This window comes from Bradyrhizobium sp. F1.4.3, from assembly GCF_040548375.1.
Lineage (GTDB): Bacteria > Pseudomonadota > Alphaproteobacteria > Rhizobiales > Xanthobacteraceae > Bradyrhizobium.
Genome location: NZ_JBEPRN010000005.1, coordinates 118,149 through 143,547, shown reverse-complemented (window position 1 = coordinate 143,547; position 25,399 = coordinate 118,149). Strand labels below are relative to the sequence as shown.

At 64.7% G+C, this 25,399-nt stretch carries 23 protein-coding genes; 12 read left to right on the top strand and 11 right to left on the bottom strand.

From position 1 onward, the window contains the following. Window positions 1–202: 202 nt before the first annotated feature. Complete coding sequence (locus ABIB73_RS17125) at window positions 203–2,983, top strand: PAS domain S-box protein (protein ID WP_354225506.1); 2,781 nt, start codon at window positions 203–205, stop codon at window positions 2,981–2,983. Between the two features lie 59 nt (window positions 2,984–3,042). Next, window positions 3,043–4,038 (top strand): P1 family peptidase, encoded by a 996-nt coding sequence (locus ABIB73_RS17120; protein WP_354225505.1) that lies wholly within the window; start codon window positions 3,043–3,045, stop codon window positions 4,036–4,038. A gap of 16 nt (window positions 4,039–4,054) precedes the next feature. On the opposite strand, the gene ABIB73_RS17115 is transcribed toward ABIB73_RS17120, so the two are convergent. Next, on the bottom strand, window positions 4,055–4,870 hold the full coding sequence (locus ABIB73_RS17115) for an EF-hand domain-containing protein (protein ID WP_354225504.1): 816 nt from the start codon (window positions 4,868–4,870) through the stop codon (window positions 4,055–4,057). Between the two features lie 254 nt (window positions 4,871–5,124). Here ABIB73_RS17115 and rpe point away from each other — a divergent pair, with 254 nt between their 5' ends. From rpe to ABIB73_RS17100, 3 genes are all read left to right on the top strand, one after another. Then, window positions 5,125–5,826, top strand: a complete 702-nt coding sequence (gene rpe, locus ABIB73_RS17110; protein ID WP_354225503.1) for a ribulose-phosphate 3-epimerase — start codon at window positions 5,125–5,127, stop codon at window positions 5,824–5,826. A gap of 161 nt (window positions 5,827–5,987) precedes the next feature. Beyond that, a complete protein-coding gene (locus tag ABIB73_RS17105; protein WP_354225502.1) occupies window positions 5,988–6,128 on the top strand; it encodes a hypothetical protein in 141 nt (46 codons plus the stop codon). A 207-nt stretch (window positions 6,129–6,335) separates the two neighbouring features. Continuing rightward, on the top strand, window positions 6,336–6,527 hold the full coding sequence (locus tag ABIB73_RS17100) for a hypothetical protein (protein WP_354225501.1): 192 nt from the start codon (window positions 6,336–6,338) through the stop codon (window positions 6,525–6,527). 6 nt (window positions 6,528–6,533) lie between these two features. Here the strand turns inward: ABIB73_RS17100 and ABIB73_RS17095 are convergent, their stop codons facing one another. The 5 genes from ABIB73_RS17095 to ABIB73_RS17075 all read right to left on the bottom strand — a co-directional run bounded on the left by ABIB73_RS17095 (window position 6,534) and on the right by ABIB73_RS17075 (window position 10,857). Beyond that, complete coding sequence (locus tag ABIB73_RS17095) at window positions 6,534–7,958, bottom strand: serine/threonine protein kinase (protein ID WP_354225500.1); 1,425 nt, start codon at window positions 7,956–7,958, stop codon at window positions 6,534–6,536. Window positions 7,959–7,964: 6 nt separating this feature from the next. Further along, complete coding sequence (locus tag ABIB73_RS17090) at window positions 7,965–8,705, bottom strand: metallophosphoesterase family protein (protein ID WP_354225499.1); 741 nt, start codon at window positions 8,703–8,705, stop codon at window positions 7,965–7,967. Window positions 8,706–8,820: 115 nt separating this feature from the next. Further along, window positions 8,821–9,426: a hypothetical protein gene (locus ABIB73_RS17085; protein ID WP_354225498.1), complete on the bottom strand. Its 606-nt coding sequence runs from the start codon at window positions 9,424–9,426 to the stop codon at window positions 8,821–8,823. Next, window positions 9,419–10,090, bottom strand: a complete 672-nt coding sequence (locus ABIB73_RS17080; protein WP_354225497.1) for a DUF2135 domain-containing protein — start codon at window positions 10,088–10,090, stop codon at window positions 9,419–9,421. The genes ABIB73_RS17085 and ABIB73_RS17080 overlap by 8 nt, the downstream gene beginning before the upstream one ends. Then, window positions 10,087–10,857, bottom strand: coding sequence for a MotA/TolQ/ExbB proton channel family protein (locus ABIB73_RS17075; protein WP_354225496.1), 771 nt, complete (start codon window positions 10,855–10,857; stop codon window positions 10,087–10,089). Before ABIB73_RS17075 ends, ABIB73_RS17080 begins: the two co-directional genes overlap by 4 nt. A 199-nt stretch (window positions 10,858–11,056) precedes the next feature. On the opposite strand from ABIB73_RS17075, the gene ABIB73_RS17070 reads away from it, so the two are divergent. Together ABIB73_RS17070 and ABIB73_RS17065 are read left to right on the top strand one after the other, a co-directional pair. Beyond that, window positions 11,057–12,427, top strand: coding sequence for a sensor histidine kinase (locus tag ABIB73_RS17070; protein ID WP_354225495.1), 1,371 nt, complete (start codon window positions 11,057–11,059; stop codon window positions 12,425–12,427). A 7-nt stretch (window positions 12,428–12,434) separates the two neighbouring features. Next, a complete protein-coding gene (locus ABIB73_RS17065; protein WP_354225494.1) occupies window positions 12,435–13,085 on the top strand; it encodes a response regulator in 651 nt (216 codons plus the stop codon). A gap of 452 nt (window positions 13,086–13,537) precedes the next feature. Here ABIB73_RS17065 and ABIB73_RS17060 read toward each other — a convergent pair whose 3' ends face one another. Then, window positions 13,538–14,125 (bottom strand): TetR/AcrR family transcriptional regulator, encoded by a 588-nt coding sequence (locus ABIB73_RS17060; RefSeq protein WP_354225493.1) that lies wholly within the window; start codon window positions 14,123–14,125, stop codon window positions 13,538–13,540. Window positions 14,126–14,687: 562 nt separating this feature from the next. Between ABIB73_RS17060 and purB the strand changes: the two genes are divergently transcribed. Continuing rightward, a complete protein-coding gene (gene purB, locus ABIB73_RS17055) occupies window positions 14,688–15,995 on the top strand; it encodes an adenylosuccinate lyase (RefSeq protein WP_354225492.1) in 1,308 nt (435 codons plus the stop codon). Between the two features lie 110 nt (window positions 15,996–16,105). After that, on the top strand, window positions 16,106–17,278 hold the full coding sequence (locus tag ABIB73_RS17050) for a M20 aminoacylase family protein (protein ID WP_354225491.1): 1,173 nt from the start codon (window positions 16,106–16,108) through the stop codon (window positions 17,276–17,278). 117 nt (window positions 17,279–17,395) lie between these two features. On the opposite strand, the gene ABIB73_RS17045 is transcribed toward ABIB73_RS17050, so the two are convergent. Both ABIB73_RS17045 and ABIB73_RS17040 read right to left on the bottom strand, forming a co-directional pair. Further along, window positions 17,396–18,721 (bottom strand): LVIVD repeat-containing protein, encoded by a 1,326-nt coding sequence (locus tag ABIB73_RS17045; protein ID WP_354225490.1) that lies wholly within the window; start codon window positions 18,719–18,721, stop codon window positions 17,396–17,398. A 72-nt stretch (window positions 18,722–18,793) separates the two neighbouring features. Next, window positions 18,794–20,701: an acyl-CoA synthetase gene (locus ABIB73_RS17040; protein ID WP_354225489.1), complete on the bottom strand. Its 1,908-nt coding sequence runs from the start codon at window positions 20,699–20,701 to the stop codon at window positions 18,794–18,796. 247 nt (window positions 20,702–20,948) lie between these two features. On the opposite strand from ABIB73_RS17040, the gene ABIB73_RS17035 reads away from it, so the two are divergent. Together ABIB73_RS17035 and ABIB73_RS17030 are read left to right on the top strand one after the other, a co-directional pair. Then, entirely contained in the window at window positions 20,949–22,031 is a 1,083-nt protein-coding gene (locus ABIB73_RS17035; RefSeq protein WP_354225488.1) for a SecDF P1 head subdomain-containing protein, read from the top strand. Window positions 22,032–22,293: 262 nt separating this feature from the next. Continuing rightward, a complete protein-coding gene (locus ABIB73_RS17030; RefSeq protein WP_354225931.1) occupies window positions 22,294–23,100 on the top strand; it encodes a Crp/Fnr family transcriptional regulator in 807 nt (268 codons plus the stop codon). Window positions 23,101–23,127: 27 nt separating this feature from the next. Here ABIB73_RS17030 and ABIB73_RS17025 read toward each other — a convergent pair whose 3' ends face one another. Both ABIB73_RS17025 and ABIB73_RS17020 read right to left on the bottom strand, forming a co-directional pair. Beyond that, window positions 23,128–23,769 (bottom strand): glutathione S-transferase family protein, encoded by a 642-nt coding sequence (locus tag ABIB73_RS17025; protein WP_354225487.1) that lies wholly within the window; start codon window positions 23,767–23,769, stop codon window positions 23,128–23,130. A 79-nt stretch (window positions 23,770–23,848) separates the two neighbouring features. Further along, the gene (locus ABIB73_RS17020; protein ID WP_354225486.1) at window positions 23,849–24,400 is read right to left on the bottom strand and encodes a cytochrome b; all 552 of its coding nucleotides are present in this window, start codon (window positions 24,398–24,400) and stop codon (window positions 23,849–23,851) included. A gap of 170 nt (window positions 24,401–24,570) precedes the next feature. On the opposite strand from ABIB73_RS17020, the gene murI reads away from it, so the two are divergent. Further along, window positions 24,571–25,368, top strand: a complete 798-nt coding sequence (gene murI, locus ABIB73_RS17015; protein WP_354225485.1) for a glutamate racemase — start codon at window positions 24,571–24,573, stop codon at window positions 25,366–25,368. The last annotated feature ends 31 nt before the right edge of the window (window positions 25,369–25,399 follow it).

The following is a 25,399-nucleotide window of genomic DNA, read 5'->3' as shown; positions in this document are numbered from 1 at the left end:
AGTATGGGTCCGTCCAGTAAAGCCAACCTTACCGATTCCCTATTCCGCCTCCCTGTCCAAGTTAAGTAAGCTGTAACCCTCGGTTGAGTCGTGAGCCCGTCTCCGCAGGACGCGCGCCCGGATCCGGCTACGATGGAGGCCAAGGCGGCCGGCCAACGAAGTCACGTGGACTACCCCTGTGCCGACCCAGCGAGAGATCAACGTGGACGCAAAGAACGACCGAAGCACCTTTCTTTCGACCTTGCCGGCCACGCAGAGCGATCGCACTGCAGCATTGGCGATCGTCGGCATTTCCGCGGTCCTGTTCGCGCTGGCTGTCCCGTTCGCGGGGACGCCGCTGATACAGGTGCCGGCCTTCGTGGCCAGCTACCAGTCGGCGCTCGCCGTCAGCGACATCATCACCGCGGTTCTGCTCCTGTCGCAATTCGCCGTCCTGCGCAGCCGCGCGCTGCTGCTGCTGTCGACCGGATATTTGTTCACGGCAGCGGCGGCGGCGACCCACGCCCTGACCTTTCCCGGCCTGTTCGCACCGACCGGACTGCTGGGCGCCAGCACACAGACCACGGTCTGGCTCTACATGATCTGGCACGGCGGGTATCCGCTGTTCGTGCTGGCCTATGCATGGCTGAAGGACGGCAATGGCGGTAACAGGATCGAGGGACCGACGGCGCGTCCGATCGCCCTCGCCGTCCTCGGCGTCGTCGCAGCGATGACCGCCATCGCCTGGATTGTCACCGCGCAGCACGGTCTCTTGCCGGTCCTGCTCAGGGACGGCCGCTACACCACTACCATGATCGGCGTGGTGTCGTTCGTCTGGTCCTTGAGCTTCGCCGCGCTGGTCACGCTGTGGCTCCGCAAGCCGCACACGGTGATCGACGTCTGGCTCATGGTCACGATGTGCGCCTGGTTGTTCGACATCGCGCTGTCGGCGATCGTCAACGTTGCCCGCTACGATCTCGGCTTCTACGCCGGCCGCCTCTACGGCCTCTGCGCCGCAAGCTTCGTGCTCGCGGTGCTCTTGATCGAAAATGTCCGCCTCCAGGCGAACACGGTGGGCCTCGTCGGCCGGCTGCGCGAGCAATCGGCATCGGATCGCGACTACTACGGCAAGCGTCTGGCGCTCTACGGCGCCGTCGTCGAGTCCTCCAACGATGCCATCATCACCAAATCGCTGGACGGCATCATCACCAGCTGGAACAAGGCGGCCGAACACCTGTTTGGCTATTCCGCCGCCGAAGCCGTCGGCCAGCCGATCGACCTCATCGTGCCCCAGGACCTGAAGGCCGAAGTCAGAGGTATGCTCAACCGCATCAGCAGCAACGAGTCGATCGGCCAGCACGAGACGGTCCGCATCCGAAAGGACGGCCGTCAGCTCGACGTCGTGCTGAACATCTCGCCGCTGAGATCGGACAGCGGAGAGATCATCGGCGTCTCCAAGATCGCCCATGACATCACCGAAGAGAAACAATCGCGGGAGAAGCTGCGTCGCGAGACCGAGGAGCGCCAGCGCATCTTCGAGACTTCGCAAGACCTGATCTTGGTCACTGACGGTTTTGGCAATTTCATCCAGGTCAGCCCGAGCGTAAAGGACATCCTCGGCTTCAGTCCGGACGACATGATCGGGCACAGTGCAACCGAGTTCATCCATCCCGACGATCTGGACAACACACGCAGCGAGATGCGCGCCGCGCGGCGCGGCCAGATCAAGCGCAGCTTCGAAGCGCGCTACTACCATTACGACGGTCACGAAGTCACGCTGAACTGGATGGGCACCTGGTCCGAGCCGGTGAAGCGCCACTTCTTCATCGGCCGCGACCTGACCGACAAGCAGGCCGCCGAGGCGCAGCTCCGGCAAGTCCAGAAGATGGACGCCATCGGCCAGCTCACCGGCGGCGTCGCCCACGACTTCAACAACGTGCTGACCGTCATCACCGGCACGATCGGCATACTTGGGGATGCCGTCGTCGACCGGCCCGAGCTCGCCGCCATCACCAGGCTGATCGACGACGCCGCCGAGCGCGGCGCGCAGCTGACCAAGCACCTGCTCGCCTTCGCCCGCAAACAACCGCTCCAGCCGCGCGAGATCGACGTCAATGCGCTGGCGCTCGAAGCCGCCAAGCTCTTGCACCCCACCCTCGGCGAGCAGATCACCATCACGCCGCAGCTCACCGAGGATGCCTGGCCGGCGCTGGTCGATCCGAACCAGCTCACCTCCGCGATCCTCAACCTGGCGCTGAACGCGCGAGACGCCATGCCGGATGGCGGCACGCTGGTGCTGGAGACACGCAACATTTTTCTCGACGACGGCTACGCCAGCATGAATGCCGACGTCGCCCCCGGCAACTATGTGATGATCGCGGTGAGCGATACCGGCTCAGGAATTCCGGCCGAGCTGATCGAGCGGGTGTTCGATCCCTTCTTCACCACCAAGGAAGTTGGCAAAGGCACCGGCCTCGGGCTCAGCATGGTGTTCGGCTTCGTCAAGCAGTCCGGCGGACACATCAAGATCTACAGCGAGGAAGGCCACGGCACGAGCGTGAAGATCTACCTGCCGCGCTCCACGGGCGTGCAGGAGACCGAGTACGAGTCGCTGCAGAACGTGCCCGTCACCGGCGGCGACGAGAAGATCCTCATCGTCGAGGACGACGCGCTGGTCCGGCAGTATGTCGTGACGCAGGTCAAGAGCCTTGGCTATACCGCGCTCGAGGCAGCCAACGCCGCCGAGGCCCTCATCATCATCGATGCCGACAGGAGCATCGACCTGCTCTTCACCGACGTCATCATGCCGGGCAACATGAATGGCCGCCAGCTTGCCGACGAAGCGGCGCGGCGGCGCCCAGACCTGAAGACGCTGTTTACCTCGGGCTACACCGAAAACGCCATCGTCCATCACGGCCGGCTCGATTCCGGCGTGTTGCTGCTGGCAAAACCCTACCGCAAGTCGGAGCTCGCCAAGATGCTCAGGACGGCGCTGGCGAGTTGAGCCTGCGGCATCCGTGCGCTATCGCAGATAGCGAATTGCTTTCAGCCAACGGAGCCGCCTTGAAGAACCTGCTTACCGATATCGACGGCGTCCGCGTCGGCCATGCCGAAGATGCGAAAGTCGCCTCCGGCACCACCGCGATCATCTTCGATTCCCCGGCGGTCGCTGCGATCGACGTCCGCGGCGGCGGCCCCGGCACGCGCGAGGGCGCATTGCTCGATCTCGCCAGCACGGTCGAACGGGTCGATGCGATCGCGCTGTCGGGCGGCTCCGCCTTTGGCATCGATGCGGGCGGCGGCGTCCAGGCCTGGCTCGCCGAACAGGGCCGCGGCTTCCGCGTCCACGAGGCGCTGATCCCGCTCGTCCCGGGCGCGATCCTGTTCGACCTGCTCAATGGCGGCGACAAGGCGTGGGGCCGTTTCGCGCCCTATCGCGACCTCGGCTATGCCGCCGCGGTCTCCGCCGGGACGGAGTTTGCGCTCGGCAGCGTAGGCGCCGGCCTCGGTGCCACCACCGCGACGTTCAAGGGCGGGCTCGGCTCGGCTTCGGCGGTGACGACCGACGGCATCAAGGTCGCGGCGATCATCGCCGTCAATGCGGTCGGCAGCGCCACCGTCGGCGACGGACCGTGGTTCTGGGCAGCCCCGTTCGAGGTCAACGGCGAGTTCGGTGGCCACGGACTGCCTGACAATTTCACCGACGACATGCTCAGGATGCGCATCAAGGGCGGGCCCGCCGCAAGCGAGCGCGAAAACACCACGATCGGCGTCGTCGTCACCGATGCGGTGCTGACAAAGCCCCAGGCCAAGCGGCTGGCGATGATCGCGCACACCGGCTTTGCCCGCGCGATCTATCCGGTGCACGCGCCGACCGACGGTGACGTGCTGTTTGCCGCCGCGACGTGCGCAAAACCGATCGAGCCGGTCGTTGGCCTCACCGAGCTCGGCATGGTCGCCGCCAACGTGGTCGCGCGCGCGATCGCGCGCGGCGTTTATAGTGCAGCCGCGCTGCCGCTCGCAGGCGCACTGCCGGCGTGGAAGGACCGGTTTGGCTAGCGCCTCAGAACGCGCGTCACACGCTCATCGACATCGAGGAAGAGGCCGAGGTAGCGGACGATCCCTGCCCTTGGCGCTGCATCATCTGCGCAAACCAGTCATAAGGCGAATTTCCTGCGCCCGATCCATTTGAAGAGCTGGAAGCGCCCGGCACCGTGGTCGTCATCTTGAAACCGTCGGCATAAGTGACGGTGGTGGTGCTCGAGCCGTCGGCGCCGGTCGTCGTGGTCGAGGTCGACCCGCCGCTCGACGATGAGGACGAGGAATCCGAGTCGCTGCCGGACGCATCGCCGGAGCCGCTCGCAGCCTGCGCATGGTGGTGGCCGCCATGATGGCCGCCGCCTTTCAGCGCCTTCGACATCTCGTCCAGGCTGACGCTGCCGTCGGAATTGCTATCCAGCTTCGAGAACACGTCATCGGCCTGCGCCGTGTTGGTGCCGCCGGCGCCCAGCGCGCTCTCGAATTCCGACTTGCTGATCTGGCCATCGCCGTTCGCGTCGAGCTGCGAGAACAGATCCTTCAGCGCATCATCCCGGCTCGTCGATGTCGAGGATGTCGAGCTCGACGACGTCGAACCGGTCGTGCTGTCCGACGACTGGCTTTGCGCGGCGATCAGCGCGCTCATCGTCTCCGGCGAGATCTGCGCGCAATTGCCGGAATTGACAGACGAAGTCGCACCGCTTGTGGTGCTGCTGCTGCCGCTGTCGATCGCGAACGGATTGGTCGCGCCTTGCGACGATCCCGTCTTCTGTGTCGACGACGAGGACTTCGAATTCGTCAGCGATTGAATGGCATCAAGCGCACTCGAGGCCGCGCCAAGCGCAAACAACATTGCACAACTCCAACCCATGCGGCATGCCGCGGCCAATGTTCTGCCGATCAGGTCAGCAAGCGTCGTGCCAGCGCGAAAAGCTCAATGAAATCCGACACGGCCGCGCTCTGCGCGGCGCGGGAACATCGGCAATTCATGCCGCAGACGGCAGAATTTTCCGCCCACAGGAAGCGCGCCTCCCCTGCATTGCCCGGGGCAGAGGCCCATGTTAGGCGAGGTCCATTCTTCTTCCGGCCGCCACGGGAAACAGCGTCATGACCCAAGCCTTCGCCCCCCGCCCTCTGGCAATCGCCCCCTCGATCCTGGCGTCCGATTTCTCCAGGCTCGGCGAGGAGGTGCGCGCGGTGGATGCCGCAGGCGCCGACTGGATCCATCTCGACGTGATGGACGGACACTTCGTTCCGAACATCTCGTATGGCCCCGACGTCATCAAGGCGATGCGCCCGCACACCAAGAAGATCTTCGACGCACACCTGATGATCTCGCCCTGCGATCCCTTTCTCGAGGCGTTTGCAAAAGCCGGCTGCGACCACATCACCGTGCATGCGGAAGCGGGTCCCCACCTGCACCGCTCGCTCCAGGCGATCCGCGCGCTCGGCAAGAAGGCCGGCGTCTCGCTCAATCCGGGCACGCCGATCAGCGCGCTTGAATACGTCCTCGACCTGGTCGACCTCGTGCTGGTGATGTCGGTCAATCCCGGCTTCGGCGGCCAGGCCTTCATCTCCTCCGCGATCGGCAAGATCCGCGACATTCGCGCCATGACCGCGGGCCGGCCGATCGACATCGAGGTCGACGGCGGCATCGGCCCTGACGTTGCGGGCGCGCTTGCCGCGGCCGGCGCCAACGCCTTCGTCGCCGGCACCTCGGTGTTCAGGGGCGGCACGCAGGAGGCCTACACGACCAACATCGCGGCGATCCGCAACGCGGCGCTAGGGGCCCGCGGCGAAGCGATCTGAGTCGCGTCAGGCGCTGCACAAGCGTCCGAAAATCTGCGGCTCTGGCAGGTGGTGCAGCGCGCAATGCCTAAAATTGCAACCTAAATCCGTACTCCTCCGGGCTTCCCTGATTCGCGCAAATCACTGCAAGTGATTCCTGCCTGATTTGACGGGAGCACATCATGACGACGACCCTGGTTTGGACTGGCGTGGCGTTGTGGCTTGGTTTTGGTGCGTTTGTTGTGTTCGGCCCATCTGCGGGACCGGTGAAGGTCACGGCACGTTCGGCCCGTATCATCCGTCGCGACCGCTATCGGCCCTGAGCCCATGCAGATCGCACTCGTCAAGCGTCAGCCGAAACGCAGGTGTCGGATCCCGCGACGTCCGCATCCGAGCCTCGACTACTTCTTCGGCCGTCTCGAACGCACCGAAAGCGAGATGCGCGACGACACCGGGCCCGAGACAGCGGACCTGGATCACCCGTTCCGGTCACCGCGCCGGCATTGAAATCTTTTTCCGGACCAAGACTGATGAAACCGCACTGCCCGAATTGCCTGAAGGAAATGACCAAGGCATCCGCGTCGCGTAACCTCTTCAACTGCGAGCCCTGCCGCGAGATCATCCAGTACTTCGGCGGTCATGCCGATCACGGCGAGTCCGGTCCGCAGTTCACCTGGCCCATCCGCCGCAAGCGCACGGGCCACACTGCCCACGCGGCTTGATTTAGCCTACCTGGCCGCCTCGCCCGCATCCGCCGCTATCCGCGGCGGCCGAACCACAGTGACGGTGCAACTCGCCTCCGAAGCCACCTTGGCCGAGACGCTGCCGAGCCAGGTACGCCTGAACGAGTTCTGCCGCGCCCCGATGATGACGTGGTCGACCTGGTTGACCTCCGCGAACTCCAGGAGCGCCGCCGCGGGATCGACGGCTTCCAGCACATGAACCGACAGCCGGCTCTCGTCCAGCTTCAACGGGGTGGCCCAGTGCCGGAGCGCGACGAGCCGGTCGATGTGCTTGTTGGAGCCCTGCTCGTCCAGCGTACGGTCGATGGCGATGCGGTTGAGCTTCAGCACATTGAGGCAGGCGAGCCGCGCTGACGGCAGGGTGGCGAGGATGCGCTCCGTGGTCATGCGCAGCGCTTCGTTCAGTTCCGGCGCGCCTTCCACCGTCTCGAGCGCAACCGCAAGGATCGGACTCGAGGCGATCTGCTCCGCGACATCCGCCTTCGCGCGCGGCTGCTTGACGTCCTGGTTGAAGCGGCGCCGCCACGCGACGCTCCAGGGGTCGCGCTTCATCCGCTCCGAGCGCGCGGTGAGCTTGATTTGGTTCGGATGAGCGAGATCGAAAGCAAGCTGGGACGCGGTGGGATAGCGCCAGACCGGCTCGATCTCCAGACACCGCAATACCACCTCCTGAAGCCAGGGCGGATAGTCGGCGCGCAACTTGCGCGGCGGATGCGGATCGCGCCACAGCCTCCTCCGCATCGCGCGCAGCGTCTCGCCCTCGCCGAACGGCCGTTCGCCCGTGGTGAAGAAATAGAGCAGCACGCCGAGCGAGAACAGATCGCTGCGCGGATCGTCGCGCACACCCAACAGCCGTTCCGGCGCCATGTAGGGCGCGGTGCCGTAAGGCAGGCGGAACTCCGCCTGCAGCAGATCGGGCAGATGGTCGTGGTGAGAAAGGCCGTAATCGATCAGCACCGCCTCGCCGCTGTCGCGGAACATGATGCTGCTCGGCTTGATGTCGTGATGGATCACGTTCTGCCTGTGCAGATCGGCGAGCGCGGCCGCGATCTTCGACACCAGCAGCCGCGCCTCCTCGTAAGGCAGCGGCAGGTCGGGCAGCCGCTTGTAGAGCGTGGTGCCGGCAATGCGCTCGATCACGGCATAGGCCTGGTGCGCGAAATCGCCGGTGCCGAAACAGGCCGGCACGTGCGGACCCGCGAGCCGCGGCAGGATCATCATCTCCATCTCGAACGAGACGATTGCCGCCGGGTCCTCGCCCTCCGACGCCCGCGGGATCTTCATCAGCAGCGGCACGTCGATGCCGGGATGGGTGACGGTCCACAACGTCGCCATGCCGCCGGAGTGGACGCATTCACCGACGGTGTAACCGTCGATCTCGGCGCCGGGCTTGACCAGGGGTTTCGGCATCGGCCTCTAGCGCCCCTGCAACAACCGGTCGGCGAGCCAGGGCGGCAAGCCGTTCTCGCGGATCCTGTTCGCCGCACTCACGATGTCATAGGGCACGCGGCAATAGGTGATTTCACGCGAGACCGTGTCGAACAAGACGAAGGCGGCGGCCGGATCACCATCGCGAGGCTGACCAACCGAGCCGAGCACCGCAAGCCACTGTCTTCCCCGCAGCAGTTGCACCGAGACGTCGGTCTTGGGCACAAAGCTGGTCATCTTCGCCGTCACCGACATCGAATAGAGCGCAGGACGGTGGATGTGGCCGCAGAAGGTGACGTGGGCGGGCGTCGATATCAGGCTCTTGGCGGCATCCGCCGTCGAGCGGACATAGTGCCAGCGCTGAGGGCTCGATGCCTCCGAGTGCACGAACAGACGATCGCTATCCTGCACGAGCATCGGCAGCTCGGCCAGAAACCGCCGCTGCGCCACGTCGAGACGCCCCCGGGTCCATTCGATCGCGATCTGCGCCTCGACATTCATGGTCTCGGTCATCGTGCTGACGGCTTCGTCATGATTGCCACGCACGGCGACGGCACCATGGGCGACCAATTCCATCGCGGTGTCCACGACCCATTCGGGATCGGCGCCATAGCCGACGAAATCGCCGAGCAGGATGAACCGTTCCGCGCCCTTGGCGCGGGCCACCTTCAGACACGCCTCGAACGCCTGCCGGTTGCCGTGGATATCCGAGAAAACAGCGAGAAGCACGCACCCTCCACCCTCATATTCTTATTGGAAGCCGATAAGGCCAAATTGAGGGAGGTCAACAGGATGCGCCAGCGCGGGACGGTTTACCAGCGCATCTCTGACGATGGTGACAAGGCTATTGCTCGTCCTTCGGCGGCATTCGGGGCGGCGGCAGCGGCGTGAACACGGCGCCTTGCGCGCCGGCCGGCGGCGCATTGAACTCTCCGGTCGAGGAGTCGCCGCCGCTGGTCTCGAGGATGACCTTGGGCGTCACATATTCCCGGACCATGTCGATGAGGCTGCCCTCGCCGCCGCCAAAATCCGCGGCGCGCCCGCCTTGCGGGTGCCCCGCCGCGATTTCATTCTCCGCCGCATGGGTCTTGTCGGCCAGCCTGTCGTTGTAGGGCACGCGGAAGGCGCGCGGGACGCCGCTCGGCCGATTGTCCTCATCCAGCTCCTCGACCCACAGATAGATCGAGCCGGGATCGCCCTCGAGCGAATGCGGCTCGACGATGCGGGCCTGGAGCAGCTTGAAGGAGCCCGGCAGCCGGTCGGTGCTCGCCCAACCGAGCAGCCCACGCATTTCCGAGAAGCTGACGACATAGAAGGCACTGGTCACGACCACCGCGACCGCTTTCAGCGACCAGTGCAGGCGCGCATAGACCAGCACGACCAGCAGCAGCGCGCCGATCACGGCGTAGGCGACCGACAGTGTGAGGATGACCGTTTGCAAATTACTCACGGCGGACCCTCGCACGCGTGTTCGGGTCGATATCGGCGCCGTTGCGCCAACTGCTGCGGAACGTCTCCAGCAGCGATTTCGGCCGCTGGTCCACATTGACCACCTTGCCTTCGGCGTCGAGTCGGAACCGCACCGCCGTCTTCTCGTCGCCAGTATGGTCGAGCGTGAATTTGTTGTCGAAGATCACCTGCGCGGTCGGATTGAGCTTCTGCACTTTCACATTGGCCGACACCGGCTCGCCGGTCGTGGCGACGAAATGCGAGACGTTGACGGTGTATTCGCCGGCGACGATGCCGCGCAGCGTGACGATCTCCTCGCGGATGGGCGAAGCAATCTTCTTGCCGTTGACCATGATGAAGTCGTTGGCCCCGCCGCGATCGTCACGGTCGAGCGTGAGGAAGCCGGCCTCGCGGTGGCGATACCAGGCGATGTTGCCGGCGGGATCCTGCACGAACAGGTCGAGATCGTCGGGGTGATTGTCCGGCCAGTCCAGCGTAATCATGAACTCCGCCTTGGAGTCGATCTTGCCTTCCTTGGCATCCGGGGAGACCGCGAGCAGCGCGAGGAAGAACAGGAAAGCGACCACCTGGAGCGCCTTGAACAGCATCACGCCCAGTGGATCGAACGGCTCTTCGCGCGGATAGAGGCCGAAATCATCCATCATGACGGCGTTCCAGACCCCTTACGCTCCAGGACCGGCGTCACATAGGTCTCGGTCAGGACCACGGCATCCGAGAACACCCGCTGGGTCGCGGCGTCCAGCATGTAGTACTGGATGCGGACCAGGATCGAGCCGACGAGGCCAGCCAGCGTCGTGTACATCGCGACCGCCATGCCGTCGCTCATCAGCCCCATCGACGAACGCATCGCGACCTTGTCGGCCGCATCGAGCCCGGCGATCGGCGCCAGCATGATGATGAAGCCGATGATGGTGCCGAGCAGGCCGAGCTTCATCAGCGTGTCGGAGACGAAGGCGCCGAACCCGTTCGAGCCGCGCAGGCGGTCGGCGAGCGTCCGCAGCAACAGCGTCTGGTCGACCGGCCGGTAATCCTGCGCCGCCGCCTTGGTTGCAACGCTCTCGATATGATCCCGCACCAGCCCGCGCGGCAGCGACGTCGCGCTTGCGTCGAGCGCCGTGCTGCCGTCGGGCGCCGACAGCACCGCGCGGCAGCGCCGTGCCGCCGCGCCCTCGCGCGCAATCGCCCGAGTCCGCAGGAAGCAGTGACCGCAGGTGACGACATAGAGCAGCGCAATCACGCTGGAAATGTAGGTCCGGTCCGAGGTCAACATCAGATGGATCAGGCCGAACCGCCACAGCAGCACGACGGCGAAGATCGAAAGCCCGGTGAAGATCATCCAGAACAGGAGCGCGCTGCGCTCGGATGGGTCGGCCGCGGCGCCCGCGATCGGTCCAATCGTCATCGAACTCATGCTGCACCGCTCCTGGCCTGCTACGATTTCCTGTAAAGATTCCTGGCCGGATTAGATCAGAGCCGCCGCGCCGGGTCCAAAGAGCGATGCCCGATCCGGCTTGGGAAATTTGCCCGAGCAGCAATCCCTGCCGTTTCCCGCAATTGGCAAGGCGCGGCGGCGTTGTTAGTCTGACCTTACCAAACTTTGGGGTGATCGCATGCGCCTTGTGCTTCAGCTCGTCGCCCGTCTGCTCCTCATCGTCGCGCTATGCCTTGGCGCGGCGACAGTGTGGGCCACGTTCGACGCCTATCGCAGCGTCGACCGGGCGACGGCGGCCTCCGCGCAGCGGGTCGCGCAGGCGCTTCAGGCGCTGTACTGGCATGAGCTCTTGTTGCGCAGCAGCAGGATGCGCGAGCATCTCGTGCCGGTTCCGGAATGGCGCACGCTGGAAACGATGCAGCTGATCTCGCCCGGCGTCTGCGTCGAGTTCCAGCCCGCGACGGCTTTCGAGAGGCCGCTCTGCGGCCAGAGCCAGGGCATCGGCAAGGCGCCGCCGCGCTGGTTCGCCGCCATCGTGCCGAGCTTCCTCGGCAACCACGCGGAGGTGGTGCGCCCGGTCAGTCCACGCGCCGCGGCCGCCGGCACGGTCGTCGCAACGCCAGATGCCGCAGCTGCAATCTCGCTCGCCTGGGAGTACATCCTCAACGTGATCGACGTCGCGCTTCTGATGGCGGCGGCGATCGCGCTGCTTGCCTCGCTGGCGATCGCACATACGCTGGCGCCGGCGCGCACGATCGTCACCGCCTTGCAGCGCATGGCGCGCGGCCAGTATCGCACGAAACTGCCGCGCTTCCGCTCCATGGAGCTCGGGATGATCGGCGGCGCCGTCGAGGCGCTCGGCAGCCGCCTGGAAGAGGCAACCGAGCAGCGCGCGGCGCTGACGCGGCGCCTGATCGAGATCCGCGACGACGAACGGCGCGCGCTTGCGCGCGAGTTGCACGACGAGTTCGGACAAAATCTCTCCGCCATCCTCGCCTTCGCCAACACGATCGAGACGGCGAGCACGAAAGAGAAAAAGGACAATGGCATCGCGCAGGATGCGCGGATGATCTCGCAAGCCACCCATCATTTGATGGCATCGCTGCGCGATGCGCTGAAACGCCTGCGCAATCCCCTGCCGGAGGAGCTCGGGCTCGAGGCGAGCCTCGTCAACCTCGTCGACAGCTGGCGTTCGCAAAGCGCAACGCAGCCGACGATCCAGCTCGACCTCAGGGGCGACCTCACCGACATCAGGGGCGCAGCCGCCACCACTGCCTATCGCGTGGCGCAAGAGTGTCTGACCAACGCGCTGCGCCACGGCGCGGCGCGCGAGATTTCGTTGCGCGTCGAGCGGTGCGCGGGCGACGACGATGCGTTGCTGATCCGTGTCGAGGACGATGGCGGCGGCGATGCGGCGCGCGTGGCGCAGTCGACCGGCTTCGGCCTCACCGGCATCCGCGAGCGCTTGGCCGCGGCCGGCGGCTCACTGTCGATCCTGCCTGCCAATCGTGGACTCAGCATCGCCGCCACCATCCCGCTCGCCGCGTGAGGCCCAAATGAGCGATGTCGCAGCAACAGGCATCTCCGTGCTACTGGTCGACGACCACCCGATCGTCCGCCAGGGCTACCGGCGCGTGCTCGAGAGCCAGGGCGACCTCCGCGTGGTAGCGGAAGCCGACAATGCCGCGGATGCCTACGGCGCCTTCAAGACGCATGATCCCGACGTCATCGTGATGGACATCTCGATGCCCGGCGCCAGCGGCCTCGAGGCGATCCGCAACATTCGCGCCCGCGATCCGCGGGCGCGAATCCTCGTCTTCACCATGCACAATGAGGCCGTTCTGGTGAAAGCCGCCTTCAACGCCGGCGCCAGCGGCTTCGTCACCAAGAGCAGCGAGCCGTTAGCGGTCGTCAACGCCATTCGCAGCGTCGCGCGTGGCGAGCGCGCCATGAGCGACGACATCGCGCATGTGCTGGCCGAGGACAGCCTGTCAACGGGCTCGGCGCTGGATCAGCTGGGCGAGCGCGAGATCGAGATCTTGCGGCAATTCGCCGGCGGCGCCACCACCGAGCAGATCGCTACGCATCTCAATCTGAGTGTGAAGACGGTGCAAAATTATCATTATCTGATCAAGACCAAGACCGGCGCGCGCACGGATGCGCAGCTCGTGCGGCTGGCGGCGAGTTGCGGGCTGACGAGGATCTAGCAGTGGGGCTGCCGGATTCCGGAGCGCCGTGTGGCTCCTCAATCTGCTGAACGGAATGGAACGGAGACCATCCAGCCCCGGTTAGTAGTAGAGTGGAGGAGCATAACGCCATGAATAAGGCTCATCACAAACCAGTCGACCATCCCCCGATCATCACGGTAGGCGAACTTATCGACGAGCTTTGCCGCTTGCCGGACACCGCCATTGTCCACTTCCGCTGTCCCATGCTCGATCAGGAGTTGACATTTTACCGCCTGCGAAAGCGCTCAAAGGACGTCGTCGAAATCGCGGTCAATGCATATCCGGAAAGCCCAGCGGTTGCGCCATCGGCCGGACCCGTACTTCACGCGCAGAGACAGTCGGCTCCCTCGCCGTCGCTTCGCGACGGGCCCCTCCTTCACAAGGCGAGAGGGTGAGATAGCCGTTAGGTGCCTTTGAACGAGTGTGCCGGTCTACGCCGCCCGCAACCCGCGCAGCACCAGCGCAAGCGTCGCATCCACCCGCGCAGGCAAATCCGCGTCCTTCCACTCGTCGGCATGAGCCGGATGGTGGAACCGGACGGTTGCATCGAAGATCGCACGCGCGGTCGCCTTGACGTCGTCCACAGCGAATAGGCCCTGCTTCAAGCCGTCGGTCAGGATGGACGCGATCTGGTCGATCATCGTGTCCTTGTGACACCTGACGGCCGCGCAGGCCTCGCGCGCCAGCGTCAGATAGGTCTCGAACATCTCGGGGTCGTCGAGCACGCGCGATCGCTTGGCGGCGAACAGCGTGCGCAGCCAGCGGTCGAGCCGCGCGGGCGCGGGCCCCTGCTCCTCGGTGATCTCGCGCAACGGCGCGTCGATGCGGTCCAGCCAACGTTTGGCAACAGCCTCGCGCAACGAGGCCTTGCTCGGGAAATGGCGATAGACGCTGCCGTGGCTCACATCGAGCGCACGAGCAACGTCGACCACTGTGGCCTTGGCAAGTCCGTAGCGCCGCAAGACGTCCTCGGTGACTTCGAGGATCCGCTCCGGCGTCAAGACAACGGCTTCGTTCATGCCAGCACCATGTTCCCGTTCAGGGCTCAGTTATCCGGCGGTGGAGCCTCATCCGAAGCGCCCTTGCCGGCCGTTTCGGAAAGCTCTCGCCTTAATGAGGCAGTTTTGCAGCCTGCGCCGCGATCTGGCGCGCCACCAGCAAATTGAGCCAATGCCCAATCGTCCCGGTCAAATTGAGGATTTCGGTCGTCATTGTCGCAAGTCTCCACTCATCCACGGTCCCCTCTCTTCAATTTCGTGCCTCGATCCGCATTTGTTTCGGATCTCGGGCTCCTGGGGGTAGCCGCGGGACACCCAATCGGAGCATCCGAGGATGGATATACACGTCTCGCTGACAGATTTCAATATCTGTTATTCAATGATCCGTGATTGACAGTTAATTTCTGGGACCACCCGCCCTGGCGCCTGACTGGCCGGTCCCGTGCATGAGCCCCCAGTCATCCCCTGCTACCTCGGCCGGGCCGTTTGTTTCGCTCTCCCCGCTCTGCTAAATCACGGCGTAAAAAGCATTTTGGCCGGAGCCGCCCCGAGGGTCGCCCGCCCACCTCTTTGGAGCCGTCAGATGATCCCCCGTTATACCCGCCCGGAAATGGCCTCGATCTGGGAGCCGCAGACCCGGTTCAAGATCTGGTTCGAGATCGAGGCGCATGCGGCGGATGCCCTGGCCGAGCTCGGCACCATCCCCCAAGAGGCCGCCAGGACGGTCTGGGCGAAGGCGAAGAACGCTACCTTCGACGTCGCCCGCATCGACGAGATCGAACGCGAGACCAAGCACGACGTCATCGCTTTTCTCACCCATCTCGCCGAGATCGTCGGCCCCGAAGCGCGCTTCGTGCACCAGGGCATGACCTCCTCCGACGTGCTCGACACCTGCCTCAACGTCCAGCTCACCCGCGCTGCCGACCTGCTGCTCGCTGACCTCGACAAGGTGCTGGCCGCGCTGAAGAAGCGCGCCTTCGAGCACAAGATGACGCCGACCATCGGCCGCTCCCACGGCATCCATGCCGAGCCGGTGACCTTCGGCCTCAAGCTCGCTTATGCCTATGCCGAATTCTCGCGCGCCAAGGAGCGCCTGATCGCGGCGCGGAAAGAGGTCGCGACCTGCGCGATCTCCGGCGCGGTCGGCACCTTCGCGCAGATCGATCCACGCGTCGAAGAGCACGTCGCGAAAGCCATGGGGCTGGTGCCCGAGCCGATCTCGACGCAAGTGATTCCGCGCGACCGACACGCGATGTATTTTTCGACCCTCGGCGTGATCGCCTCGTCGGTCGAGCGTTTCGCGGTTGAGATCCGCCACATGCAGCGCACTGAGGTGCTTGAAGCCGAAGAGTTCTTCTCCGAGGGACAAAAGGGTTCATCGGCAATGCCGCACAAGCGCAACCCGGTGCTGTCGGAAAACCTCACCGGCCTCTCCCGCATGGTCCGCGCCTATGTGACGCCGGCGCTGGAGAACGTCGTGCTCTGGCACGAGCGCGATATCTCGCACTCCTCCGCCGAGCGCATGATGGGTCCGGACGCGACGGTGACGCTCGACTTCGCGCTGGTGCGCCTGGCCGGACTGATCGACAAGCTGCTGGTCTACCCTGCCAACATGCAGAAGAACCTCGACCGCCTCGGCGGCCTCGTGCATTCGCAGCGCGTCATGCTCGCGCTGACGCAGAAGGGCGCAAGCCGCGAGGACGCCTACAAGCTGGTGCAGCGCAACGCCATGCCGGTCTGGCGCGGCGAAGGCGACTTCCTTCAGCTCCTGAAGAAGGACGCCGAGGTGAAGAAATATCTCACCGACGCCGAGATCGAGGAGCAGTTCGACCTCGGCTATCACCTCAAGCACGTCGACACGATCTTCAAGCGCGTGTTTGGTGAGAGCTAGCACGTTTCCGTAGCCCGGGTGAGTGCAGCGATACCCGGGAATCCACTCACAGAGATCCCGGATGTCGCTTCGCTCATCCGGGCTACAAGAACCCAGAAACGGACCCCTCCATGCCCATCGTCAACCGCATCGCCGCCCTCTCCGACGAAATGGCCGCCTGGCGCCATGACTTCCACGAGAACCCGGAGCTGCTCTACGAAGTCCACCGCACCGCCGGCATCGTCGCCGACCGCTTGCGCGAATTCGGCTGCGACGAGGTGGTGACGGGCATCGGCCGCACCGGCGTCGTCGGTGTGATCCGCGGCCGCAAGTCGGCCTCCGGCAAGACCATTGGCCTGCGCGCCGACATGGACGCGCTGCCGATCATGGAAACCGCCGATGTGCCCTACGCCTCAAAGATTCCTGGCAAGATGCACGCCTGCGGCCATGACGGCCACACCGCAATGCTCTTGGGCGCCGCAAAATATCTTGCCGAGACGCGCAATTTCGACGGCACTGCGATCGTGATCTTCCAACCCGCCGAAGAGGGCGGCGGCGGCGGCAAGGCCATGGTCGAGGATGGGCTGATGACGCGCTGGAACATCCAGGAGGTCTACGGCATGCACAACATGCCCGGCCTGCCCGAGGGCCACTTCGCAACCACGCCGGGCGCGATGCTCGCCTCCTCCGACAACATCCAGATCACCGTTCACGGCAAGGGCGGCCATGCCGGCGCGGGCCCGCACAAAGCGATCGACAGCGTCCTGATCGGGTCGCAGATCGTCAACGCGCTACAATCGATCGTGGCACGCAACGTCGATCCGCTTAAATCAGCTGTCATCTCGATCACGCAATTCCACGCCGGCACCGCCTTCAACATCATCCCCGAGACCGCCGAGCTCGGCGGCACCGTGCGCACGCTCGATCCCGACGTGCGCGATCTCGTCGAGCGTCGCATCGGCGAAGTTGCCGACAGCGTTGCGCGCGCCTATGGCGGCTCTGCCGAGACCAGGTACACGCGCATGTATCCGGTAACGATGAACCATGCGCGCGAAGCTGGCGTCGCCGCCGACATCGCCCGCGGCATCGTCGGCGCCGATCGCGTCAACGAGAAGTTCATTCCCATGATGGGCGCCGAAGATTTCTCGTTCATGCTGGAAGCGCGCCCCGGCGCGATGATCCTGGTCGGCATGGGCGACAGTCCTGAATGCCACCACCCGTCCTACGTCTTCAACGACAACATCCTCGGCCACGGCGCCTCGTTCTGGGTGCGCCTGATCGAGACGGCGATGCCGGCGGCGTAAGAGGTCCGTAGCAAGGGTGGGCAAAGCAAAGCGTGCCCACCACAACGATCTCCTCTGCAAAAGATGGGCACGGCGCTTCGCGCCTTTGCCCACCCTACGCACTGCCCTGCGCGCTGCTCATCCCTGATATTGCAGCACGTGCATGCCGGCGTTCCAGTCGGAGACGAACATCATCCCGTCGGGCCGGACATAGGCGTCGCAGGTCTTGGCGGCGAGCGCGACGTTCGGACGGGGGTCGACGAGCTTTTTCGGTGTCGGCGGCACCCAGTACGCGATCTCCCTCGGTGCGAAGGCGTCCTTGATGTCGAACACCCTGACGCCGGCATTGTTGTAGGTCGCGAAAATCGTCTCCTCGCTCTGGAACGAGCCCGGGCGGTTCTCGTGCAGATTATGCGGGCCGAAGGTGCCGTTCGTACAGAAATCGCGCTCGCGCGGGGTCGGCAGGGTTGCGATCGGCACCGGGTTTTCCGGCGCGCGCACGTCAAGGACGAATGTATGGAACAGGCCCTTGGCGCATTTCTCCGCATTGGCTTCATCCGCGACGATCGCGAGCTGTCTCTTGGGCAACGGCAGCGGCGTATGCGTGCCACCGGCAAAGGGGGGCGACCAGTTGATGTGGGACAGGAGCTTTGGATTTGCGGGATCGCTGATGTCATGGATTGTGAAGCCGCCATCGCGCCAGGCGGCATAGCCGCGATCACCCGCCGTGATCATGTGATGGAGCGCAAAGCGCTTGCCCTTTGGCGTCGCCGGCTCGCCAGCCGCGCGGTTCATGCCCGGCAGCCACCATTTCGCGACAATCTCCGGCTTCGTGATGGTCTTGAGATCGACCACGCACAGGATGTGGTCGGTGAACCCGTCGAAATGCGCCGACACATAGGCGTAGCGGCCGCCGGGCCACCACAGCCGGTTGATGCCGAACCCAGGCATTTCGAGGAACGCGATCTCGCGCATTTCGTCCGGCTTCGATATGTCGTGGATCGAGAGGCCGGAACGGAATTTCTTGGCCTTGGTGACGCTGTCGACCAGCGTGTTCTCGAAATAACCGCGCATGTCGTCGTACGACTGCATCGCGACGATATTGGCGCCGTTTGCAACCAGCAGCAGATCTTCTGCCGCCTGCAAATGGTGGGTGCGGGTGTTTTGTCCCGCAGTGAAGAAACTGACCGGCTTCAACGCACGCGGATCGGACGCGTCTAGGATTGTCACGCCGTCGCTGAACATGTGTCCGACATAGACGTGCTGCCGGTTGAACATCACCTGCACGCTGTCGGGTCGTCCGCCGATGTCGCTGTAGGAGACGTGCTTGATGCCCTTGCCGATGCCCTCGGGCGGAATGTCTGGCTCCGAAGCCCATGCCGGCCTCGACCACCCAGGCAACGCGGCGGATCCGAACACGGCCGACAATTGCCGAAGGTGGCTGCGGCGAGAGAATTGAAGCATCGATTTCCCCCAATTTTTTTTGGGGGATGATGCTCGCTTGCGGCGAGGCATGCAAGCCTTGTCCGCCCTCACCTACGCATGCACCACCTCATGTCGCATCACGAACGGCGCGAGCAGCGTGTGCACCTCACCGGCGACCACCTCGCGCTGGTCCGGCGGCAGGCCCGCAAGCGTCACGGTCGCGATCGAGCCGTGGCTGCCGTGGGCGCCGACCTTGACCTTGCAGTCGATGCCGCGCGCGGCGATCGGCGTCAGCACCTTGGTGAACACGCGTTGCGCCGCGTCCCAGCGTAGCTGCGGCTTGAACACCTTGCCGACGCCGGTGACCGGCATCGGATCGATCGGAATAACCTGCACGGGCACGGCGGCACGCTCGGGCGTGCGCTCGCGCACCCACGTCTCCAACTCGCCCGGCTCGACTTTTGCGCCCGGCTTCAGCTGTACATAGCCCACAGGCAACTCGCCGGCATAAGCGTCCGGCTGGCCGACCACCGCGGCAAAACCGACGGCGGGATGGCGGAACATGATCTCCTCGATCGGCGCCGGATCGATGTTGTGGCCGCCGCGGATCACGAGGTCCTTGGCGCGGCCGGTGATCCAGAGATAGCCGTCGCTATCCAAGCGGCCGAGGTCGCCGGAATTGACCCAGACGTCGTCGACGAAGGCGCCGTGGTTGTGCGCGTCGTTGAGATAGCCGCCGAACACGCCCGGCCCAGCCATGATCACGACGCCGATCTCGTCCGGCTTGCAGTCGCGGATCAAACGGCCGTCGGCATCGAGCTGCACGATGCGCACGCGCGCGTAAGGCATCGGCAGGCCGACCGAGCCGAGCCGGATCGGCCGCGACGGATAGGCAAGCGTGTGCACGCTCGAGGTCTCGGTCATGCCGTAGACCTCGACCACCGGCAGCTTGAGCTTGTCCTGGATTGCCGAACCGACCGCGACCGGGATCGCCGAACCGCCGCCGGCGGCATATTTCAGGCTGGAGATGTCAGCGTTGCCCGGCGGCACCGCCAGCGTCGCGGCAAGCACGGTCGGCACGCTCGATAGCGCCTCGGGCTTGAACCGCTCGACCAGCCCCCAGATGTTCTTGACCGAATTCGGATTGCGCCAGCCGCTCGGCGACAGCACGACCAGCGAGCCGCCGGCCGACAGCGTCAGCAGCACCTGCGTCAGCGAGCCCCCCACGTGAAACAAGGGCATGCCAAACAGCATGTTGGCGCCGGGTTTCGACCTCAGCAGCAAATTAAGCGCCCAGGCCTGATAGACTTGGTTGGCGTGGGTGTGCCTCACCAGCTTTGGCGTGCCGGTGGTGCCGCCGGTGTGGAAATAGGCCGCGATGTCGTGGCCCGCGATCTTGCGCCCGCTGACAAGCCGGTCCGACGGCTGCTGCTTGATCAGGTCATTGAAGGCGAAGATTCCCTTCCCCGGATCGCCGCCGCCGAACACCTGCACGATCGCCTTGAGATGCTTGAGCTGCGGCCTGATCTGCTCGACCTTCTGCCAGATGTCGGTGCCCGGCATCGGCCCGAGCGCCACCAGAATCGTCGTGTTCGCAGCTTCCAGAATTTCTACGATCTGGTGGGGCTCCAGCAGCGGATTGACGGGATTGGCGATGCCGGCGGCTTCGGCGCCGAACAACGTCACGAAGGCATCGGGCAGCAGCGGCAGCATGAAGCTGATAACGTCGTCCTTCCCCACGCCGAGCGCGTGAAACATGTTCGCGGCCTGCGTGACGCGCGCGATGAAGTCGCGATAGGTCACGACGACAGGCGTATCGGCCGGGTCAGCATTTTGCAGGAACTGGATCGCGGCTCCGTCGGGGTTGCGCGCCGCGCCGAACCTGATGGCGTCATAGGTGCTCTCGGCCGCAACCCGTTCCGCGTAAGGGACCTGCTCGAAGGCGCGGACCTCCGCGTCCGTCGCCAAATCCGGATAGTCGTTGCCGATGAGCCGATCGAGCGCGTGGATGCCCGCCATGGAATTCCGTCCTCCCTCAGATGCATTTCCCCACCCTTGTCTTTTGACATTTTGGTTTGGCGAGGCCTCGACCGGCAGCCGGTCGAGCGCGGACAGAATGATGGATGATTTGCCGTTCGTCCATGGCCTAACGGTTACCGTAGTAGCACTCGGATTCGAGGCCTTTGAACCTCCGCGCCCGATCGGGGGACCAAGAACATGCATTGGAATCGCCTGCCAGCGTCCTGCCGCAAGACTTGAGGTGATCATGACTACGTCCCTGCGAAACCGCACGACACCGTTGATTGTCGCGCTCGCCATGGCGGCCGTGATCGCCCTGCCCCGCACGGCGCTCGCCGCGGACAGCCAGTTCGACAAGATGCGCGCCAAGATCGCGGCCTTCGTCGGCGACAAGATGGAGAACCTGGGCGGCTCGCGCATCATTTACAAGGTGGACAGCGACGGCTTGCGCAAGAGCGTCGTGACGGATTTGCGTGACGACGTCTACAAGACCCTGCGCGAGGGCAAGATCGCCCTCGCCGGTCTTGCGATCCGCGACGGCGGCGTCGAATTGAAGATCGCGGATGCCAAGGGCCGCGAAGAGCTGAAGCGCAAGCTCGCTTCAGCCGCGGAGGGATTGCCGTCGCATGCACTCAAAGTGACCGACGGCGGCGACGGACTGGTCAGGCTCGCACCGACCGATGCCGCGTCCGCCGCGCGGTTGCGCGATCTCGTCGAGGACGCCATCGCCATGATCGAGCAGCGCCTCAAGGACGCCGGCATCAAGCTCGCCAGCGTCCAGCCTGACGGCGCGGACCGCATCCGCATCTTCCTGCCTGATATGATGGAGCCCGAGCGCGTGACCGCGGTCTTCGCCAGAGAGGTCAAGGTCAGCTTCCGCCTGATCGACCTCTCGATGTCGGCGGAGCAGGCGCAATCCGGCACGCCGCCCGCCGGCGCCGAAGTCCTGCCCGGCTTCAAGGACAAGCAATTCTATTTGGTCGCCAAGGACAGCGCGCTGGACGGCGACGACGTCAGCTACGCGGGCCCGGGCTTTGCGGCCGGCACGAACGAGCCGATCGCCTCGTTCCGCTTCAACGGCCGTGGCACGCGGCGCTTCGCCCACGTTACAGAAGAGAACATCGGAAAGCCTTTCGCCATCGTGCTCGACGACAAGGTGATCTCCGCCCCCGTGATCCGCGAGCCCATCACCGGCGGCTCGGGCCAGATCTCCGGCAATTTCACCCTGGAGGAGGCGAGCAGCGTCGCCATGATGCTGCGTGCCGGTACGCTGCCGGGGCACCTGGGCCTCGTCGAGCAGCAGGTGATCCGGCCCGCCGCCAAGCCGTAAGGCGGAGATCGCCCGCGCCCCTGCCTCGTCGGGGCGCCCAGGTCCACTCACGACGCCCAAGCCCGTGCCGGCCCCCGAATCACGGGCACGTTCCGGCCATACGCACAACCAACGGGCAATTGCCGAAACGCCCGATCAGGCTAAAATTTGCCTCTTGCGGCATGGCGGCCGAAGGCTTCATTTCAAGCGGTCGTCATTCGATTTCGGCTATAGGTGTCGCGAATATCGACCGGGACTGAAGGCCTTACGCGGGGTTAGTACCATGCCGTCCGGCAGCGCAGACATTTCCTCAATCCTTGACCGCATTCTCGATGCGGCAACGGACAACCTCAGGATCGCGAAGATCCTGGTCCAGATGGGCCTCGATCCAAACAACGTCACCTACGACGCGATCTTCAACCGGATGCTGGAGATCTTTGTCCACAACATCACGTTCGCCAATCTGTTCGCCGCGATCGGCGCCGGCTTCTTCGTCGCCACCCTCCTGATGCGGACGATGGTGCCGCTGCGCGTCGCCAACATGATCGGCTGCGCGTTCTTCGCCGTTTTCGGTGCGCTCTCCGCCAATGTCTCGACCTTCCTGCTGTATCTGCTGCTGCTTCCGATCAACGCCCTGCGCCTGCGGCAAATGCTCAAGCTGGTCAAGAAGGCGCGCCACGCGGCCGAAGGCGACATGTCGATCGAATGGCTCAAGCCATTCATGACCGAGCGCAAATATCGCTGCGGCGACACGCTGTTCAAGCTGGGCGATCCGGCCAAGGAGATGCTCCTCACGGTGACCGGCAAGTTCCTGGTCAAGGAGATCAACGTCGAGATTCAACCCGGCGTGCTGATGGGCGAGCTCGGCTTCCTCACGCCGGACAACCGCCGCACCGGCACGATCGAATGCATCGAAGACGGCCAGGTGTTGACGATCACCTATGACCGGCTGCTCGAGATCTACTTCCAGGATCCGCAGTTCGGCTACTATTTCCTAGTGCTGACCAGCCAGCGCCTGCTGCAAAACATCGATCGCTTGCAGAAGCAGCTCGCGACCGAACGGGCCGCGACCACCAACAGGATTGCTTGAAGCGGCGCCGCAGACCGGCGCTGCCGCTCAGCTCAACAGCAGCGCCATGCCCGGATCGCCCTTCTCCATCGCACGCCTGTAGGCCGGTCGCGTACCGATCCGGCCGAGATATCCGACCACGTTCGGGCAGCGTGCAAGATCGTAGGGCTGGAAGTAGCGCATCGTGGTGAGCGAGAAGCCCATCATGATATCGGCGGTGGTGAAGGTGCTGCCGGCCAGATATTCTGCATCGCGAACGCGCGCGTCGACCAGATCGAAGGCGCGGTCGATGCGCGCTCTGGTCGCGAGCAGCATCGGATTGTCCTCGGCGAGCTTGAGCCGGTTCAGGATCATCAGCCGGCCCATGCCGGCTTGCAGCGTGCCGTTGGCGAAGTGAAACCAGTACAGGAACTGCGCGAAGTCGGGATCGTCGGCGCGAAGCACAAGGCGGCCGTTGCCGTATTTCGCTGTGATGTAGTCGACGATGGCGCCGGATTCGGCGAGCACGAGATCGCCGTCGGCAATGACCGGCGCCGCCCCGATCGGATGAAGCGCCTTGTAGTCGGCCGGCGCCAGCATGGTGACGGGATCGCGCGTGTAGCGCTTCAGCTCGTAGGGGATCTCGAGCTCCTCGCAGAGCCAGACGATGCGTTCGGATTGCGATTTGCCGAGGTGATGTACGGTGAGCATGAGCGTTTCCTGCACGTTTGCCGGCCGGGCCGAAGGCCTTGTTCTCTCCGGCATGGCAAAGGCCGTCAAGCCGTACGCCCTACCCCGCCTCGTCCGTCACCATGCGTGCCACGACACGGTCGCGGCGGATGAAGTGGTGCCAGAGGGCGGCGATCACGTGAACCGCGACCAGCGCCAGCAGCACATAGGCGAAGAAGATATGGCGGTCCTCATAGGCGCCCGCTGCCGCGCGGTCAGGAGAGGTGAATTGCGGCACGCTAAACAGGCCGAAGAAGTCCGAGTAGTTGGGCGCGCGCGCACCGGAATGTGCCCAGCCCAGCGTCGCGACGAGGATCACGACGAGATAGAGCGCGCCATGGCTGACATGGGCGGCGACCTTCTGCCAGCGCGAGGTCTCGGCCGGCATGGCCGGTGTCGGGTTGATGGCGCGCCAGACCAGGCGCAGCACTGTAAACAGCAGGATCAAATAGCCGATATCGGCATGGATCGAGCGATAGAAGAACCGGTCGGGACGCGCCGGGATGTGGTTCATCCACCAGCCAAAGCCGATCATGCCGATGATCGCCAGCGCCAAACCCCAGTGCAGCCACCGGGCGACGCTGCCCCAGCCAGCCTTCGTGTTTCTGATCATGTCGGCTCCCCGAAAATTTGCGGATGTCCCAACCGCAGCGCAGCATGGCTGCTGATAGCGGGAACGTGCGGCAATCGTGAAATGGAATAGTTCCAAATCGGCCTCCTGGGCCGGTCGCCGCAAAACGGCCCCAAAACCGAATGGTAACCATGCAGAGATAAGGTGACGGCGTGACTTATTCCCCGACCATCCTGGTGTTCGATTCCGGCCTTGGCGGCCTCACGGTGCTACGTGAGGTCGTCGCCGCGCGGCCGGATGCACATTACGTCTATGTCGCCGACGACGCCTTCTTCCCCTATGGCCACCACAGCGAAGACGAGATCATCGCCCGCGTGGTGCCGTTGATGGGCGAGTTGATCGGGACGCACGATCCTGATCTCGTCGTCATCGCCTGCAACACCGCCTCCACCCTGGTGATGTCGCATCTGCGCGCCGCCTATTCGGTGCCTTTCGTCGGCACGGTGCCGGCGATCAAGCCGGCCTGCGCGCAGTCGAAGAGCCGCCGCGTCTCGGTTCTCGGCACCAAGGGCACGGTAAAGCGCGAATACACCAAGGCGCTGATCCGCGATTTCGCGCAGGGCTGCGAGGTGACGCTGGTCGGCTCGCCTGAGCTTGCCTCGCTCGCCGAAGCCGCGCTCGGCGGCCAGCCAATCAGCGACGGTGACATCCTCGCCGAGCTCACCCCCTGCTTCGTCGGCGACGCGGACGACGCGACGTCGCGCACCGACATCGTGGTGCTCGCCTGCACGCATTATCCGCTGCTGCTCGACCGGCTGAAAGAACTCGCGCCCTGGCCGGTCGACTGGATCGATCCGGCGCCCGCGATCGCCCGCCGCGTTTCGGACCTGCTCGGCCCGGGCACGGGCGGCAACGTGCAATCGGGCGCCGAGATGATCTTCACCTCGAACCGCGCGCACAGTCTCGCGGCAGCACTGATGCCGTTCTTCGGCGGCCGCGTCCTCGCCTGACTTTTCGGGCTCACGGCGCGCTGCTAGGCTC